Source organism: Paenibacillus sp. GQ49, from assembly GCF_059759055.1.
Genome location: NZ_JCAXEL010000004.1, coordinates 264,430 through 280,756 on the forward strand (window position 1 = coordinate 264,430; position 16,327 = coordinate 280,756).

9 protein-coding genes are annotated in these 16,327 nt (G+C 46.5%); 2 read left to right on the plus strand and 7 right to left on the minus strand.

Annotation, left to right across the window (positions count from 1 at the left end):
- Nucleotides 1–6: 6 nt before the first annotated feature.
- The 3 genes from gltB to AC6CIF_RS10555 form a co-directional block, all read right to left on the minus strand.
- Nucleotides 7–4,605: a glutamate synthase large subunit gene (gene gltB, locus AC6CIF_RS10545; protein ID WP_498199527.1), complete on the minus strand. Its 4,599-nt coding sequence runs from the start codon at nucleotides 4,603–4,605 to the stop codon at nucleotides 7–9.
- A gap of 672 nt (nucleotides 4,606–5,277) precedes the next feature.
- The gene (locus AC6CIF_RS10550) at nucleotides 5,278–7,560 is read right to left on the minus strand and encodes a YhgE/Pip family protein (RefSeq protein WP_498199529.1); all 2,283 of its coding nucleotides are present in this window, start codon (nucleotides 7,558–7,560) and stop codon (nucleotides 5,278–5,280) included.
- A 206-nt stretch (nucleotides 7,561–7,766) separates the two neighbouring features.
- Nucleotides 7,767–8,348 (minus strand): TetR/AcrR family transcriptional regulator, encoded by a 582-nt coding sequence (locus AC6CIF_RS10555; protein WP_076209603.1) that lies wholly within the window; start codon nucleotides 8,346–8,348, stop codon nucleotides 7,767–7,769.
- 382 nt (nucleotides 8,349–8,730) lie between these two features.
- Between AC6CIF_RS10555 and AC6CIF_RS10560 the strand changes: the two genes are divergently transcribed.
- Nucleotides 8,731–9,945, plus strand: a complete 1,215-nt coding sequence (locus AC6CIF_RS10560) for an MGDG synthase family glycosyltransferase (RefSeq protein ID WP_076209602.1) — start codon at nucleotides 8,731–8,733, stop codon at nucleotides 9,943–9,945.
- A gap of 275 nt (nucleotides 9,946–10,220) precedes the next feature.
- On the opposite strand, the gene AC6CIF_RS10565 is transcribed toward AC6CIF_RS10560, so the two are convergent.
- Nucleotides 10,221–11,078: a cell wall hydrolase gene (locus tag AC6CIF_RS10565; protein ID WP_076209601.1), complete on the minus strand. Its 858-nt coding sequence runs from the start codon at nucleotides 11,076–11,078 to the stop codon at nucleotides 10,221–10,223.
- Nucleotides 11,079–11,208: 130 nt separating this feature from the next.
- Nucleotides 11,209–11,811: an RNA 2',3'-cyclic phosphodiesterase gene (thpR, locus tag AC6CIF_RS10570; protein WP_076209600.1), complete on the minus strand. Its 603-nt coding sequence runs from the start codon at nucleotides 11,809–11,811 to the stop codon at nucleotides 11,209–11,211.
- 207 nt (nucleotides 11,812–12,018) lie between these two features.
- On the opposite strand from thpR, the gene AC6CIF_RS10575 reads away from it, so the two are divergent.
- Complete coding sequence (locus AC6CIF_RS10575; protein WP_498199532.1) at nucleotides 12,019–12,975, plus strand: D-2-hydroxyacid dehydrogenase; 957 nt, start codon at nucleotides 12,019–12,021, stop codon at nucleotides 12,973–12,975.
- A gap of 300 nt (nucleotides 12,976–13,275) precedes the next feature.
- Here the strand turns inward: AC6CIF_RS10575 and AC6CIF_RS10580 are convergent, their stop codons facing one another.
- Together AC6CIF_RS10580 and AC6CIF_RS10585 are read right to left on the minus strand one after the other, a co-directional pair.
- Nucleotides 13,276–14,253: a TRM11 family SAM-dependent methyltransferase gene (locus tag AC6CIF_RS10580; RefSeq protein WP_498199534.1), complete on the minus strand. Its 978-nt coding sequence runs from the start codon at nucleotides 14,251–14,253 to the stop codon at nucleotides 13,276–13,278.
- A 340-nt stretch (nucleotides 14,254–14,593) separates the two neighbouring features.
- Nucleotides 14,594–16,306, minus strand: a complete 1,713-nt coding sequence (locus AC6CIF_RS10585) for a methyl-accepting chemotaxis protein (protein WP_076209598.1) — start codon at nucleotides 16,304–16,306, stop codon at nucleotides 14,594–14,596.
- Nucleotides 16,307–16,327: the final 21 nt, after the last annotated feature.

Here is a 16,327-nt window from a genome sequence, read left to right on the forward strand (position 1 = left end):
AAGTTATTAACCTCCAGCACGTGCAAGTTCACGCATATTCGCTTCAAACGCTGCAAGCAGCGCTGCTTCTCCAGTCAAACCTGTTGCCTGAATCCGTTCGATCTGTTCTGTCATACGTTTGAAGTCCTTCGGAATAACCCGAACGAACTGATTCAGCGCATCTTGCCAGTTATCCAGAACGCGCTGACCGACAGCACTTCCTGTGTTGGCAACATGACGTTGAATCATGCCTCGCAGATCTGCACTTTCGGCCACATCTTCGATACGCTCCAAAAGAACCATTTCCAGATTACAACGTTTCAGGAATGTGCCTTCCGGATCATACACATAGGCAATACCTCCGGACATCCCTGCTGCAAAGTTACGACCTGTATCGCCCAGTACAACGACACGTCCACCTGTCATATACTCACAACCATGGTCGCCTACACCTTCAACAACTACTTTGGCGCCCGAGTTACGTACAGCAAATCGCTCACCCGCAATACCACGGATATACGCTTCACCGCTTGTTGCTCCGTAGAGAGCCGTATTACCGATAATGATGTTATCTTCCGCCTCAAACGTTGCTTTCGGAGAAGGCATCACGATCAGTTTACCTCCGGACAGTCCTTTACCTACGTAGTCATTGGAATCCCCTTCAACGGTCAAGGTCATACCTTTAGGTACAAAGGCCCCAAAGCTTTGTCCGGCAGAACCGACAAATTTGAATTTAACCGTATCTTCAGGCAATCCTGCGAGACCATATTTGCGTGTGATCTCACTACCCAAAATGGTACCTACTGCACGGTTAACGTTTGTAATTGGAAGCACCGCTTCAACCGGTTGACCGGATTCAATAGCAGACTGTGCCAGTGGCAGCAATTGTTGCATATCCAGCGTTTCTTCCAATTGGTGATTCTGATGCTGTGTGCGGTAACGTGCAGAGCCTTCCGGCATTTCAGGCACGTGCAGCAATACAGACAGATCCACACCTTTTTTCTTCCAGTGATCTACGGCTTCTACCGTTTCGAGGCAATCTGTACGTCCGACCATCTCCTGTATAGTACGGAAACCAAGATCAGCCATGATCTCACGCACATCTTCAGCAACAAATCGCATGAAGTTAACCACATGAGCCGGATCACCCATATAATTTTTACGCAATTCCGGATTCTGTGTCGCTACACCAACCGGACAGGTATCCATCTGACAGACACGCATCATGATACAGCCAAGTGCAACGAGCGGTGCTGTAGAGAAACCATACTCTTCTGCTCCAAGCAAGGCTGCAATCGCCAGGTCACGACCGTTAAGCATTTTGCCGTCTGTTTCGAGGACAACACGGTCACGCAGATTGTTCAGCATCAACGTTTGATGTGTCTCTGCAAGACCTAGTTCCCAAGGCATACCTGCGTGGCGAATCGAACCTTGCGGTGATGCACCTGTACCACCGTCATAACCGCTGACGAGGATAATATCGGCACGGCCTTTGGCTACACCAGCTGCGATGGTACCCACGCCCACTTCCGATACAAGCTTCACGTTAATCTCAGCACGCGGATTGGCATTTTTCAAGTCATAGATCAACTCTGCCAGATCTTCGATTGAGTAGATATCGTGATGCGGTGGTGGCGAGATCAGACCTACACCTGGTGTTGAACCACGAACTTCAGCAACCCAAGGATACACTTTACGTCCTGGCAGCTGTCCGCCTTCACCTGGTTTAGCCCCCTGAGCCATTTTAATCTGAATCTCGTCGGCATTAACCAAGTAGTTGGATGTAACACCAAAACGTCCGGATGCGACCTGTTTAATCGCACTGCGACGGGAATCCCCGTTGCTATCTTTAATGAAGCGAGCCGGATCTTCTCCACCTTCACCGGTATTGGATTTACCTCCAACACGGTTCATAGCAATGGCAAGATCTTCATGCGCCTCTTTACTGATCGAACCGAAGGACATTGCACCTGTTTTGAAACGACGCATGATATCTTCTACGGATTCAACTTCTTCGAGTGGAATGGAAGCTCCCACCGGTTTCAGCTTCAGCATGGAGCGAATGGTCAACAATTGATCATTCTCACCTTGTACCAGTTTGGAATATTTTTTATACAGCTTGTAATCCCCAGTGCGTACTGCATGTTGCAGGGTATGAATGGTTTGCGGATTGAACAGATGCTCTTCTCCATCGTTACGCCATTGATAATCCCCACCGGAATCCAATACTTTATCGTTACCGTCTTTTTCCGTAAAGGCACGGTTATGATGTGTCAACGCTTCGGCTGCCACTTCTTCCAACCCAATTCCGCCGATACGGGAAGGTGTCCAGGTAAAGTAACGGTCAACGAAGTCTGATTTCAGACCTACCGCTTCGAATATTTGAGCTCCACGATACGATTGAATCGTAGAAATCCCCATTTTGGACAACACTTTAGTAACGCCTTTGGTAGCTGCTTTAATGTAGTTTTTCACTGCTTTCTCATGCGAGATGCCACGCAGCAACCCTTGCTGAATCATGTCATCCAGCGTTTCAAAGGCCAGATAAGGGTTCACCGCACTTACACCGTAACCCAGCAGCAACGCGTAGTGGTGAATATCACGCGGTTCTGCCGATTCGAGCATAATGCTGACTTTTGTTCGGGTTCCCTGGCGAATCAGATGGTGATGCAGACCTGCTACAGCAAGCAATGCAGGAATGGCAGCATTCTCTGCGTCCACACCGCGGTCAGACAGGATCAGAATGTTATGACCCTTGTCAATGACACGATCCGCAGCTTCGAAGAGCAAATCCATCGCTTTGCGAAGCCCTTCTGCTCCTTCCGCAGCGGTGAAGAAGATTGGAATCGTCATGGAGCGGAAGCCTGGGCGACGCACATGGCGAATCTTCGCAAAGTCTTCATTGGACAATACCGGTGTATCCAGACGGATCTGGCGACAGCTCTCCGGTTCAGGGTTCAGCAAGTTGCGCTCAGGACCAATCGTTGTTGCCGTAGATGTTACAATCTCTTCACGGATTGCATCGATTGGCGGGTTGGTTACCTGGGCGAACATCTGTTTAAAGTAGTTGTACAGACGCTGCGGACGATCCGACAGCACAGCCAGTGGTGCATCATAACCCATCGAACCCGTAGCTTCCATACCTGTTGTTGCCATGGGCTCCAGGATTTTACGCAGTTCTTCAAATGTATAACCATATGCCAGCTGAAGCTGGGTCACGTTATCATGTTTTGGATCAGGAAGTTCCGGTGCTTCCGGCAACTCGCTCAGATCCATCAAATGCTCATCAAGCCAATCCTGGTACGGATTCTCGGCTGCAATGATTGCTTTTACTTCCTCATCCGCGATGATGCGACCTTCTTGTGTATCCACAAGCAACATCCGACCTGGGCGCAGACGATCTTTGTACAGGATCTCTTCCGGCGCGATATCAAGTACCCCAACTTCGGAGGACAGGATAATACGGTCATCTTTGGTTACATAATAACGAGCTGGACGCAAACCGTTACGGTCAAGTGTTGCACCAATTTGCAAACCATCTGTGAAGGCCATTGCTGCTGGTCCATCCCAAGGCTCCATCATTGTACTGTGATATTCATAAAATGCTTTTTTGGCAGGGTCCATGCCCTCATCTGTGCTCCATGGTTCAGGAACCATCATCATGGCCACGTGTGGCAGAGAACGGCCGCTCAGATACAGGAACTCCAGCGTGTTATCAAACATGGCTGTATCCGAACCATCCGGATTGATGACCGGTTTCACTTTGGCGATGTCGTTACCGAACAACTCACTCTCGAACAAGGACTGTCTAGCATGCATCCAGTTCACGTTACCACGCATCGTGTTGATCTCACCGTTGTGGATCATGAAGCGATACGGGTGGGCACGTTCCCAGCTTGGGAAGGTGTTCGTACTGAAACGGGAATGCACGAGTGCAATAGCCGATTCAACAAGGTCTTGCTGCAGATCCAGATAGAACTCTCCCACCTGTTCCGTAGTCAGCATGCCTTTATATACAATTTTGCGACAAGACAAGCTTGGTAGGTAGAATGAACCGCCTTCTGCTTCATCTGCCGAATAACGAATAGCCAGCTCAGCGCGTCTGCGAATAACATACAGCTTACGCTCGAATCCAAGCTCATCCTTCACATCTTCGGATCTTCCAATGAACACCTGACGCACATAAGGTTTCGCTGCAAGTGCAGAACGGCCAAGCATTTCATCAAAAGTAGGAACATCCCGGAAACCCAGGAACGTCTGTCCTTCTTCTTCAATAATCTTCTTAAGGCTCTCTTCGTGCGCACTACGGATGGCAGGGTCCTGGGAAAGGAACAACATCCCTACGCCATAGAAGCCCTGTTCAGGCAATGCAAAACCAAGACGTTCCGCTTCCTGTGCAAAATAGCGATGTGGAATCTGGATCAGGATACCTGCTCCGTCACCGGAATTTGGCTCACTTCCCTGTCCTCCACGGTGCTCCATGTTACTAAGCATGGTCAGTGCCTGACTAACGATATCGTGTGAAGGTACTCCTTTGATGTTGGCAACAAAACCCATTCCGCATGCGTCTTTTTCGAACTGCGGGTCATACAGACCCTGTTTTGGAGGTAATCCGATGTGTCTCATGGAACGCAACCTTTCTATAATGAAGTATTTCGGAAAGATCAAGAACATAGGCAACAGGCAACAATGAAACGGGAGGAGCTGGCCTTTCGCTTGCGATAGAGCCTGCTAGATAGAAGAGGTGACAGCATGAGACTGTCAAAAATAATGCCTGCTATTGGGCAGAAGCCATTAAATGAGATGAGCTGATCCGGACGATCCGGCAAACAGCCTGTATAAATCAACATGCAGCCGCTGGCACGGCTACTGAAATGGAGCGACGTTTTTTTGATATAGTTCTATTATTTTAACACCGACCTAACATCAGCGCAATTTAAACTTTTTAATACCTCTGATAAGAAATGTTTTGCAGTACAGCATTACAGTAGTGACGTTTAAATTCATCTCTTTTTCGAATAATTATACACTTTTTATGCCAGAGTACAACTGAATTAAATTGCTGACAGAAGAAAATCGTTCCATGTGCAGCCTGCGTTTATCAATAATTCCACCAAATTTTCACTGCCTAAGCCAGCGAAACTTTACTTCTCTATGCATTTGTATACAAAATAGCCTGCAACCCCTTTTTGGGGCCACAGGCTATTTGCACTATTTGACTACTATATTGCATAATTTCACTACAAGAAAATAAAGTTTTTTTTCAAAAATATGACCCTGCTGAAGATCAGGTTCGACTTATGCCGTCACAACTTGACCAGAATCAGCCTGTTCGACTTCTTTTTTCGGACGTCTGCCATTCCAGAGGAAGTAAGCAAGCGTCAGCAGAATGGATACCCCTGCATAGATGCTAAGAATACCTGCCTGATGCCACATCACATCCAGATTACCACTCGATACCACGGCTTTGAAGCCCATAATGCTGTGCGTCATTGGTAACCAAGGACTAAACACCTGAAGCCATGATGGAATCAGTTCTACCGGGAAGGTTCCTGCACTTGCCGCAAGCTGGAAGACCAGCAGCAGAATGACAACATAACGTCCAGGCAGATCCAGCCAGGTTACAAGTGCCTGAACAATCAACATGAAGGTCAGCCCCGTAATAATGGTAAACAGATAGAACAGCCCTACGCTGTGCGTCTCCAGCCCAAGACCATATAACATGAAACTTGCCACGATAACTGATTGGAAAATACTTACGGACCCAAATACCAGTGTCCGGCTGACAAAACGATTCCAGCCTGTTGCACCAGATACGGACGTTTCCCGCATTTTCAATACAATCGTGGAAATCAACGAACCCACAAACAGACCGATCGACAGGAAGAACGGTGTCAATCCTGTACCATAATTGCTCACGTTCTCTGCTGTGTTCTCCGAGGAGTTTACAGGTTCAGCGAACATGTTCACTACATCATCCGTTTTTTTAACTTCGGATGTTTTCTGTGCGGCGTCATTCAGCTTGGTTGCCAGTTCACTTGAGCCATCTTTTAGCTCGGTAAGACCGTCAGCCAGTTTGCCCGCGCCATCACCCAGTTGCTTCGAACCATCGGTTAGTGAATTAACGCCACCACTTAGTTTACCTACACCCGTTTGCAAAGCTGTTGTCCCTGAGCCCAGCTGCTTGGCACCATCTGCAAGCAATGTACCGCCACTTGCAGCATCACCCAACTTGCCGCTGAACTGCTTCAGGCCATCGGAGAGCTGTGCTCCTCCTTGACTAAGCTGCCCGGCACCAGCCAGCAATTGTTGCTGACCATCCACTAACTGGTTCGCACCAGCCAGAAGTTGCTCCTGACCTCCATGAAGCTCGGCTGCACCCGCAGCCAGTTGCTGGTTACCCTGATGCAGCTGATCTGCACCCTGCGCCAGCTTCTGCTCACTCTCATGCAGTTGTGCACTGCCATCAGCAACAGCTTCACTTGCCGCAAGCAGTTTCTGGACATCCGCATTTTCGGCCAGTTCCGGGTTTGATGCAGCAAGCTGCTTCAATCCGACGGCTACACCCTGTGCACCATCAGCAACCTTGGAACTGCCATCAACAGCCGATTGCAGGCCTGTTGCCAGTGTACCGCTGCCCTGAACGGCACTTTGCAGACCATCCGACAGCTTCGCACTGCCCTGTTCTGACGATTTCAGGCCAGCCTGCAACTTACTTGTGCCATCCAGTGAAGACTGAAGTCCGGTTTCCAACTTGGCGCTGCCATCCTTCAACTGATCTGCTCCGCTCTGAAGCTGGCTCGAAGCAGCTGCCTGAAGCTGTTGCAGACCGGATACAAGATTCGATGTTCCACTTTCAAGCTTGGTTGCCCCTGTGTGCAGCGCGTTAACACCATCACTTAATGGAGAAAGTCCTTCCTGAAGTTCAAGCGTTCCGGATGCAAGCTTCGCCAGATTATCCTTGAGCTTAACCGCACCATCATCCAGTTTGCCTGCGCCGGTATTCAGTTCACCCGCCCCATCGCCAGCCTCAGCCAAGCCATCCGATACTTCGGAGAACTTGTCGAGCAAAGTCTCTGCATAGGACTCCGTTACTTTGGCGGAAACTTTTGCTTTCAGGTCCTTAATAGCAGTCTTACCGATCTGCGCACCGACAAAGCTGTAATTGCCATTCGGTTCATAGATCAGATCAGCCGGCTCCGGCTTGTCATCGAGCAATGTTGTTGCCTGGGATGAGAAGTTCTCCGGAATCGTAATTTGCATATAATATTTGTCATTACTCATGCCTTCTTTGGCTTGACTCGCACTGACAAAATCCCATTTGAAATCGGCATTTTTCTTCAGCTCATCCACCAGATCACTACCTACATGGAGGGATTTTCCCTCCAGCTCAGCACCTTTGTCCAGATTGACAACGGCAACCGGCATCTCATCCACATGACCATACGGGTCCCAATAGGCTGCCAGATAGATGCCACTATACAGGATCGGTATAAACATAATTGCAATAACAGGGATCAACACCTTCGGGTTTCTCACGGCCGATCCCACATCCTTGAAAAACACGGATAAAGATTTCATGTCATTTTCTCCCCTTAATCTCTCTGCTCCATGAGCAGGAATAACCATAATGAAATACAATGCTTCATTCCAGAAAATATACTGAAACACGAACTGACCATTTTCCTTAAACGGTCACTTTAGGACAAAAAAACAACCTGTCTTCCGACAAGCCTCCCTGCTTGATACGCGTGAAAATCCATATATTATAGTAGATTAAATTCGGATTACGTTATAGCAGCAATTCCTTCCATTAAGAAAAGGCGAAAATAAGTCTTGATTTCCTCTTTGCTCAGCGGTTGATGTTGTTTGCTCCAGTCTGAGGTGAGTGCAATGTACAGGCGAATCATCATAAATGCGACGACTTGCGGATCACAATCTCGAATCTCTCCATTGTCTTTTGCTTTCTCAAGCTCCTTAGCCAGAAAGTCGGAGATTACTTTCTCCACCTTGTCCAAACCTTCCTTGGCCTGCAGCGTTCCAAAGTCCTTAAGCTCCTGAGATAACTTAACGAGCAGGTCGTGATCACGACGAAACTCTAACAAGGCATCCAGTACCCGAAACAGATTATCAAAAAATGCACTTTCCTGATGTACTTCACGATGCGCGATGTTCTTCATTTCCTGAATCACTTCTACCAGGATCTGATCAAACAATTGTTCCTTATTGGTGAAAAACGTATAGATCGTTCCTTTGCCAACGTTCGCAATCTTGGCGACCTGATCCATCGTCGTTGCTTTGTATCCAAACATGGCAAACGACTGGGCTGCTGCATGAATAACCTGCTGTCTCCTGTCAATCGGAGCCATCGTATCCCTCCTTTAATCACATTCATGGTTCAATCGCTCTACATAAATGACCAAAAATACAATTCGGTCATTCGGTCAAAAACTACAATACCACCTTCGAAAACAGATTGCAACCCTAACATTTTAAAAATTGTGTTAATATTTTTTAACCTAAATGCAGTGGAAACTCCTTCTGTCGTCGTCTATAGTGTAAGATGACTCAATTAATACGTATATATAATGAAGTTTAGGTTGTCTCATTGTAAGATATATGGTGTAAATATTCATAGAAGAAACATGATTTTACGCTTCAATGTATATTCATGTAGTAACGCATTCCCTAGCTAGAATAAACAATGTATATCTTCATTTTGAATTAAAACTTATGAATAAAGGTGAACTCATGCGAAAACCAAGAGTGCTCTTATTATCGGAAGGTTTCGGTACCGGTCACACTCAGGCCGCTCATGCGCTGGCACATGGCATCAAAAAAGTCAGTCCACATGTTCACAGTCGTGTCATTGAACTAGGCAAATTTTTGAACCCAACGGTAGCTCCACTAATTTTCTCTGCATATCGAAAGACACTATCGGTTCAACCCAAACTGGTCAGCCTGTTGTACCGCACACAGTACAATAAATCATTAAATGGTTTTACCAAGCTGGCGTTGCACCGAATTTTCTATACACAAACGGCACAGGTCGTATCCCAACTGAAACCCGATGCGGTCATCTGTACCCATCCTTTTCCGAATGCGGTCATCTCCCGGCTCAAACGCCAGGGTCTGAATATCCCGCTCTATACGGTCGTGACGGATTATGACGTGCACGGAACATGGATTAATCCGGAAGTGAACAAATATCTGGTCTCTACCCCTCAGGTCAAAGCATTGCTTGAGATTCGGGGTGTCGATCCCTCCCATATTCAGATCACGGGAATCCCTGTGCATCCAGACTTCTGGGAAGCAGGAGATAAGGTGAAGCTACGGGAAGAGATGGGGCTTCAGAACATGCCTACGGCGCTGCTAATGGGTGGTGGATGGGGACTTTCGTTTGATGAGGACCATATGAAAGCTCTCACGTCCTGGGCAGATCGTGTTCAATTGGTCTTCTGTCTAGGAAGCAATGAAAAAATGATCGCAAAAATGAAGGAAATGCCTTGCTTCCAGCATCCGAATATTCGTATTCTGGGATATACACGGGAAGTAAGCAAACTGATGGATGTATCCGATGTGCTGATTACGAAGCCAGGTGGCATGACATGCACTGAAGCGCTGGCCAAGGGTCTACCGATGTTGTTTATTCCTCCGATTGCAGGTCAAGAGGAAGAGAACTGTGAATACTTTGTACAAGCCGGATACGGCCAGGTCATTCATTCTGCCGACGTGATCACCAATCGTTTCAGACAACTAGTTGAGCAGGCATCTACTCAAACTGAAAGCCCGCTGAACGTAGCACATATTTCAGGTAACCAGTCGGCCTATGATCCGAAGTGCTGTGCTCAAGCTGTTCATAACTTATTGTTCCCGACTACAGCCGAAGTCACAAAAACCTCCGTGGAGCGCTTCACAGCCGGAATTGCTGCCACGTCCTTGTCAGGTACCAGAATACCATTCTGACGCCTCTAGGGTCCTATAGAACAGCTCTCACGAGGTGTTATGGGGGACAAGACAATTGCTCGCGATATACAAAGAAGGTTCCCTTCCGAATTTTTGGAAGGGAACCTTCTTTTCTTTTCACTAATTCCACCGTATGATTTGGTAGAAAAAAGGGTAATTTAGAGTATAACGATATTTTAAAATAACGAAATAAAACTACGATTCAGGCTTTTTCAAGGGCCGTGTGATGCACACACAGTTAACTACCCTGCCTGTTTGCAGAATTTACGGGTCGATTACTTGTAAAAAGTATGATGACCGATCGTTTTTACTTTTTTCTGCGAGCGGGCAACTGTCAGATCGTCGGCAAGCGTCAATGATAAGAAATAATACGTATCATCGGCAACTTCCTTCTTCCCGTTCAACGCAGCATTCACTGCTTTGATGCTGTCCTCGTTGGGAACCACACGTTTCATACGTCCGTTCGCTACAGGACTAAACTGGGATTTCTGATAGATGACCTTGTAAATGGTATCGGGAAAATTGGCTGACCGCAGCCGGTTTAAGACAACATTGGCAACTGCCACTTTGCCTTCGTACGGTTCACCTTCCGCTTCTGCCATGACGATTTTTTGCAGCAGATGCAGTTCTTTATCGGACACACTGTATGACCAGGTTGCGAGTTTCGAGTCTTCCTGGTTCAGAAGTTTGGTCCGTGTAAAGTATAGTTTTTGGGGGGGAGTTGTTACAGCAGCGACTTCTTTGGCACGTTTCACTTTGGCCAATTTCAGTGCAGCTTCTTTTTTGGCTTTGGCCGCAGCTACCGCTCTAGCTTTGTTCTTGGCCTTGGCTTCTTGCAGTTCCTGCTCTTCTTGAGCAGTCGTAAGCCAGTTCTTCGCTGGCAGAGATTCAGTCCACGCTACGGTTTGGACAGACAGATTAGAGGACAGACTTGTCCCATCTTCCATCATGCGCCTCTCTTCTTGCGTAGATGTTTGGTTATTTTGCACAGAAGCCGCAAGTTCGGTCATCTGTTTACTATCACTAGCTTCATTCCACTTCCCCGTCGCCTGAACGACATTTACCCCCACTATACATACAAGCAGCACTGATAACATCGGTGCTACCCAACGATTTTTGCTTATAATGTTCATTCGAAGATTCCTCCTGTCGAAACAATTCCCTTAACTAAGTAACCCAAAAAAAAGAATTTGAATAACGATGGCTAATATTACATAGGGATAAACGTTATGTCAATGTGATTTTATGGCATAAAAATGATTATCAGGAAAAAGTGAACGTATCCACGACCTCATACATTGGCGATTGTCCCAGCCTTGTCGCATAAAGTACAATGTCCTCCACCATCCATGAATTAGCACCTGTGGCATGTTCCGGAAGCACGCCAGATACCCCTTTATTCTCATTACCTGGAATCTGTCCCAGATATTTTCTGGCAATGGTAATGTGGGGAGCATACGGTCTTAATTCTGCTTCATACCCAAGGGGCGAAGTCGCCTGCACGATTTGTTTTTGCAATGAAAACAAGTGCTCTCTCTCTCCGCTAACACCTTTCCAAAGCACCTTAGGTGCTTCTTCAAGTCCAAATGTGCCCCAGTCGGAAAGCTGAAGTTCAAACGGCTGAAATCCGCTTGCTGCTGAGCGCAATGCTTTTCGCAGGTGCCCGATGTCACTAACTAACGTATCCCCCAGAAATTGCAAGGTTATATGATAATCTCTATGATCTGTCCATTTACGAAAATCCAGCTTGTTCTGTACAAGCCTCGCATCCATCTGAAGAGACTGCTGAACAGCAACAGGAAGACGAATTGCTACAAACAATCTTTCCCGTCGGGATGAATGATCCTGATGTGATTGGTTATTCATTGCATACACCTCTCTAAAGTTCGCTCTATTATTTCATAACTATACATATCGTTTCAAGTTGGGTAAGTATAGAGTGACACAAATATAACCATTTGCAAATAAGGCTAGATTCCTGCATTTCCCACCTTAATGCACATCCAACACCAAATCTGATACACTTTAATCATCAAACTCATCAAACTATTTATATCAGGAGGACCACACATTATGGGTAAAATTGTATGTTTTCCATCTCTATCCGAAGAACAGCAACAACGCATTCACTATGCTGCACCGGGATACACCCTGAAATTCGGAAAAGCCAAGGAATTGGACCCCGCTGAGTTGAAAGAAGCTGAGATTATTCTCGGCTGGTCCCCACTCGTCACAGAACATGCATTGAAACAGGACAGCCTGTTGAAGTGGGTTCAGGTCTGGTCTGCTGGTGTGGACAATCTCCCCTTCGCAGATTTGCAACAAAAGAACGTTCAGGTCACCAGTGCAAATGGAGTTCACGCGATTCCAATCACCGAAATTATTCTGGGCATGATGTTGTCCCACAGTCGCTGGCTAAGACAAGCTATGCTGCATCAACAGCAGGCCGAATGGAAAGCTCCTGCCAAACCACTCCCGGAACTGCATGGCAAAACAGCGGTCATCGTTGGTGTAGGTGAGATCGGTACGGAAACAGCCCGTATTCTCAAAGCACTCGGCATGCGCACGATCGGAGTTCGCCGCTCAGGTAAGGATGTCCCCAATGTGGACAAAATGTACGACATGACCGGGCTGCATGAAGCCTTGAGCCAGGGCGATTATGTAATTAACATTTTACCGCTAACCGATGAAACCAAACATATATATGATCAAACTGCATTTGAGCAGTTCCGATCTGGTGCATGCTTCGTCAATGTGGGCCGTGGCCCCAGTGTGAAAACGGAAGCCTTGCTGAATGCGCTCCAAAACGGCCAAGTTGCCTTCGCCGCACTGGACGTGTTCGAAGAAGAACCACTTCCTGCAGACCACCCGCTATGGGGCATGGATAACGTGTTAATTACGCCTCATATCGCAGGAAGTACAGAGCAATACACGAATCGAGCAGTCGATATTTTCGTCAAAAATCTAGAAGCTTACGTCGCTGGTGATACCCTGCCGGTGAACCTTGTGGATTATAGTCATAAATATTAACACAAACACCCGTTCCCATGCAATATTGTGCAAATCAGATCAACGATATACATTGAACTAAAAAGATTTAGACTTACAACTCCGATGACAGAACAACCTTCCGATCACTGTTATTCCCAGATTTTTTGATTCACTTTTATAAAGGTGAAAATCTGTGAATAAAGGCGAACGCTCCGCTTCTTCAGTTTTTTTCTGTCCTCTACGTTCTCGTCTAAACAGTTAGTTCAATGGATATTGTAAGCAATAAAAAACTCTACCTCTGGAAATTTCCTCAGAGGTAGAGTTTTTGTTTTTTTACGCTTACACACACAGCCAAATATGACGTATAAACGTGCCTTTGTGTACTTTTCGGTACTCTTTTACAGTCCATCCTGCTTCCAGCAAGTGCTCTTCTACCCACTCTGTGGAAACAATCACTGCCCGTTTTGCCAATCTGCGCAAACTCTCCAGCATGGCTCGTTGCTCAGCATCCGGAAGTACAGAGCAGAGGTTATAGGGCATGTCCAGAATTGCCGCATCATACAAATCTTGCAGTTCATTCATATCCCCCAGTGTGATTCGATCTGAATCATATCCATAATGCGGCAGATTGATTCGCGCACCTCGGACAGCCAGAGGATTGAGATCGTTACCTTTTGCATCAATTCCCATGGATAAAGCCTCAATCACAACTGTTCCCATACCACAGCATGGATCAAGCAATCGATGATTTTCTACTCTCGGAACAGCAATATTAACCAGCGCTCTCGCAAGCGTGATGCCAAATCCAGTTGAGTAATTTTGCGGCTTCTGCCGATGAATCTGCCATGATCGGTCCGCTTCTGTCCACTGGCCCAAGATCCATTTTTCTCCTGTTCGGATTAGGCCGAAAGTCACCTTAGGTTGTTTCATCTGTGCCTTGCCTTTAATGCACATGCCAACTTCTTTTTCCAGTTGACGAGACTGTGCATAATCAGGGGCTTGATCCCCTTCTTTTAGACAAACTACCTTGAATGTCTCATCTGGCAACAGGTGAATATTTTTGGCAAGAGGAAGCAGATCCATCACAGTCTCCCCTTCGCCGATCACGTCCAGTCTGCCATGGATAAAAGGACTGCGTCCAGGTGGAATACATCGTTCAGACCACACATACGACCCCATATCCATAGGGATCTCCGAACTCGGTTCAAGCAGCGTATTCAGCTCCAGCATGCATAATTCTTGCTCGTTCTCGTGGCAAGCAAAGGTATAGAGGTGTTTCCCAGAAGTAGCGTACATACCAAGTGTTTCATCAGGCAAAATTCCCCTCTCCTTCCTTCATTAATCATGTTTCTTCTATATAAATAGTAAGCTCATTGAAAACATATCAAATACGACTCATACGTTTGCTTCAGGTAGTCATTGTATACAATGTTAGACTGCTAGACAACTACCCATTTCCTTGCACGTATCTATTTGGACAGAAAAAAAATAAGGTGTTCCCATTGTTGAGGAACGCCTTACTTTATTTGAGATTATAACACTGGAAATCTAATCGTTCTTGCCAGTAAACGTTATAGGCCAACAGCTCATATATTATACTGATTTCTCACCATTAGCCGCCTGCGTGATTCCAGCTTCTTCTATTATAAGAACAAGGTTATATTTTTAATTTTTCAATGGATGTAAGCAAATCTTCCGATAATTCTTTCAGACTTTGAATGTTGCCGCTAATCGTTTCCATGGAACTTACCTGCTCTTCCGCCGATGCAGAAACTTCTTCCACACTCGCTGCCGATTGTTCCGAAACAGCGGAAATCTGCTGACTAAAATCATTCATTCGTCCGCTTGCTTCCTGCATGCCTGCCAGTCCATCTGTCATAGTGCTGATGACACCAACCATGCCTTCCACCGATTCATTAATTGTACGGAAGAGTTGACCTGAAGTAAGCACATGTTCCTGACCCAGTTCGGTCTCCTGAACGTTCGTACGTAATTCCGCAACCACCCCTTGTGACTCCTGCTGAATATCCTCGGTAATCGCCGTGATCTCTTCAACCGAAGTCTGCACAGCCTCAGATAACTTCCTCACTTCTGATGCCACTACGGCGAATCCGCGTCCACTCTCTCCCGCACGCGCTGCCTCAATGGAGGCATTTAATGCCAGCAGATTGGTTTGGCGTGCAATGTCATGAATGACCTGAACCAGCTTGGAAATATCTTCATTTTTACGATTCAACCGTTCCATCTTGTTCATGGAAGCAGAGACCGAACCGGAAATCTGTTGCATCTGCTGCACTGATTGTTCCATCGCCTTGCGACCATTCAACCCTTGCTCCAGTACAAGATCCGACATGACGCGCAACTGGCTGCCTTGTTCCGTATGATTCTGAATGTGATCATTCAACACTTCAACCGTACGGGCTGATTCCACGGCTGTCTCTGCCTGGCTCTCTGCGGCCTTGGCTGACTCTTCCATGGTCACAGCAATCTGGCGACTACCAATCTTAACCTCTTCTGAGGATATTGCCAGTTCCCCGCTTTGCAGATTCACAGCTTCCGCAATTCGTCTGACGCTCAGAACCATGGAAGTCAGGTTACCTTTCATGTCATTCACCGCTTTGGCCAGAACACCGACTTCATCCTCATGTTTGGTATGTATGTCCTGAACATTCAATTGGCCTTCTGCAATCAGTTTCACCGCACTAATGACACGTAGCAGTGGTTTCACGACCTGTGAACGAATAATCGGAATGCTGATCGCTGTAATGACAATCATGACAAGAACACCGATAATGATGATTAATCTACCATCCTGTACCGATCTGATCGTTTGGGCTGCCCCAAGATTGGATTGTTCCTGATTGTATTCCACGAGATAATCAAGATCGACTTGCATGGTGTCAAAGGAATCAGCTCCTTTATCAGCTACTTCCTTCGCCAGCTGTGTCTGACCCTCATCACTCAACTTGATCGCTTGCGTATTAATCTTGAGATATGCTTCCCATTTGTTCTTGAACGCAGTCCAGTGTTCGAGCTCATCCGCAGACTTCTCCTGCTGATCATAGATTTTAATTGCCTGCGTCGTTTCACGAATATACTTTGTACGCTCTTCTGACAAAAATGCCTTGTCTGTTTCTTCCGCGTCAAAGTGACGATAACTTAGTGACAGGACATGCTCTGTGGTATAATTTAACCGGTTAATTTGCTGGATTGATGGCATCCAATTTTTCGTAATTTCATTGGTATTGGTTTCAATTGAATTCATCCGGGTGACAATCGTGACACTCAAAACAATTAAACAGAGGATTAATAAGTAGAACGCGATGCTGATACGCAGACCGATACTCTTGATCTTAAATCTGCTGAACATATGATTTCCCCCTTGACCTCT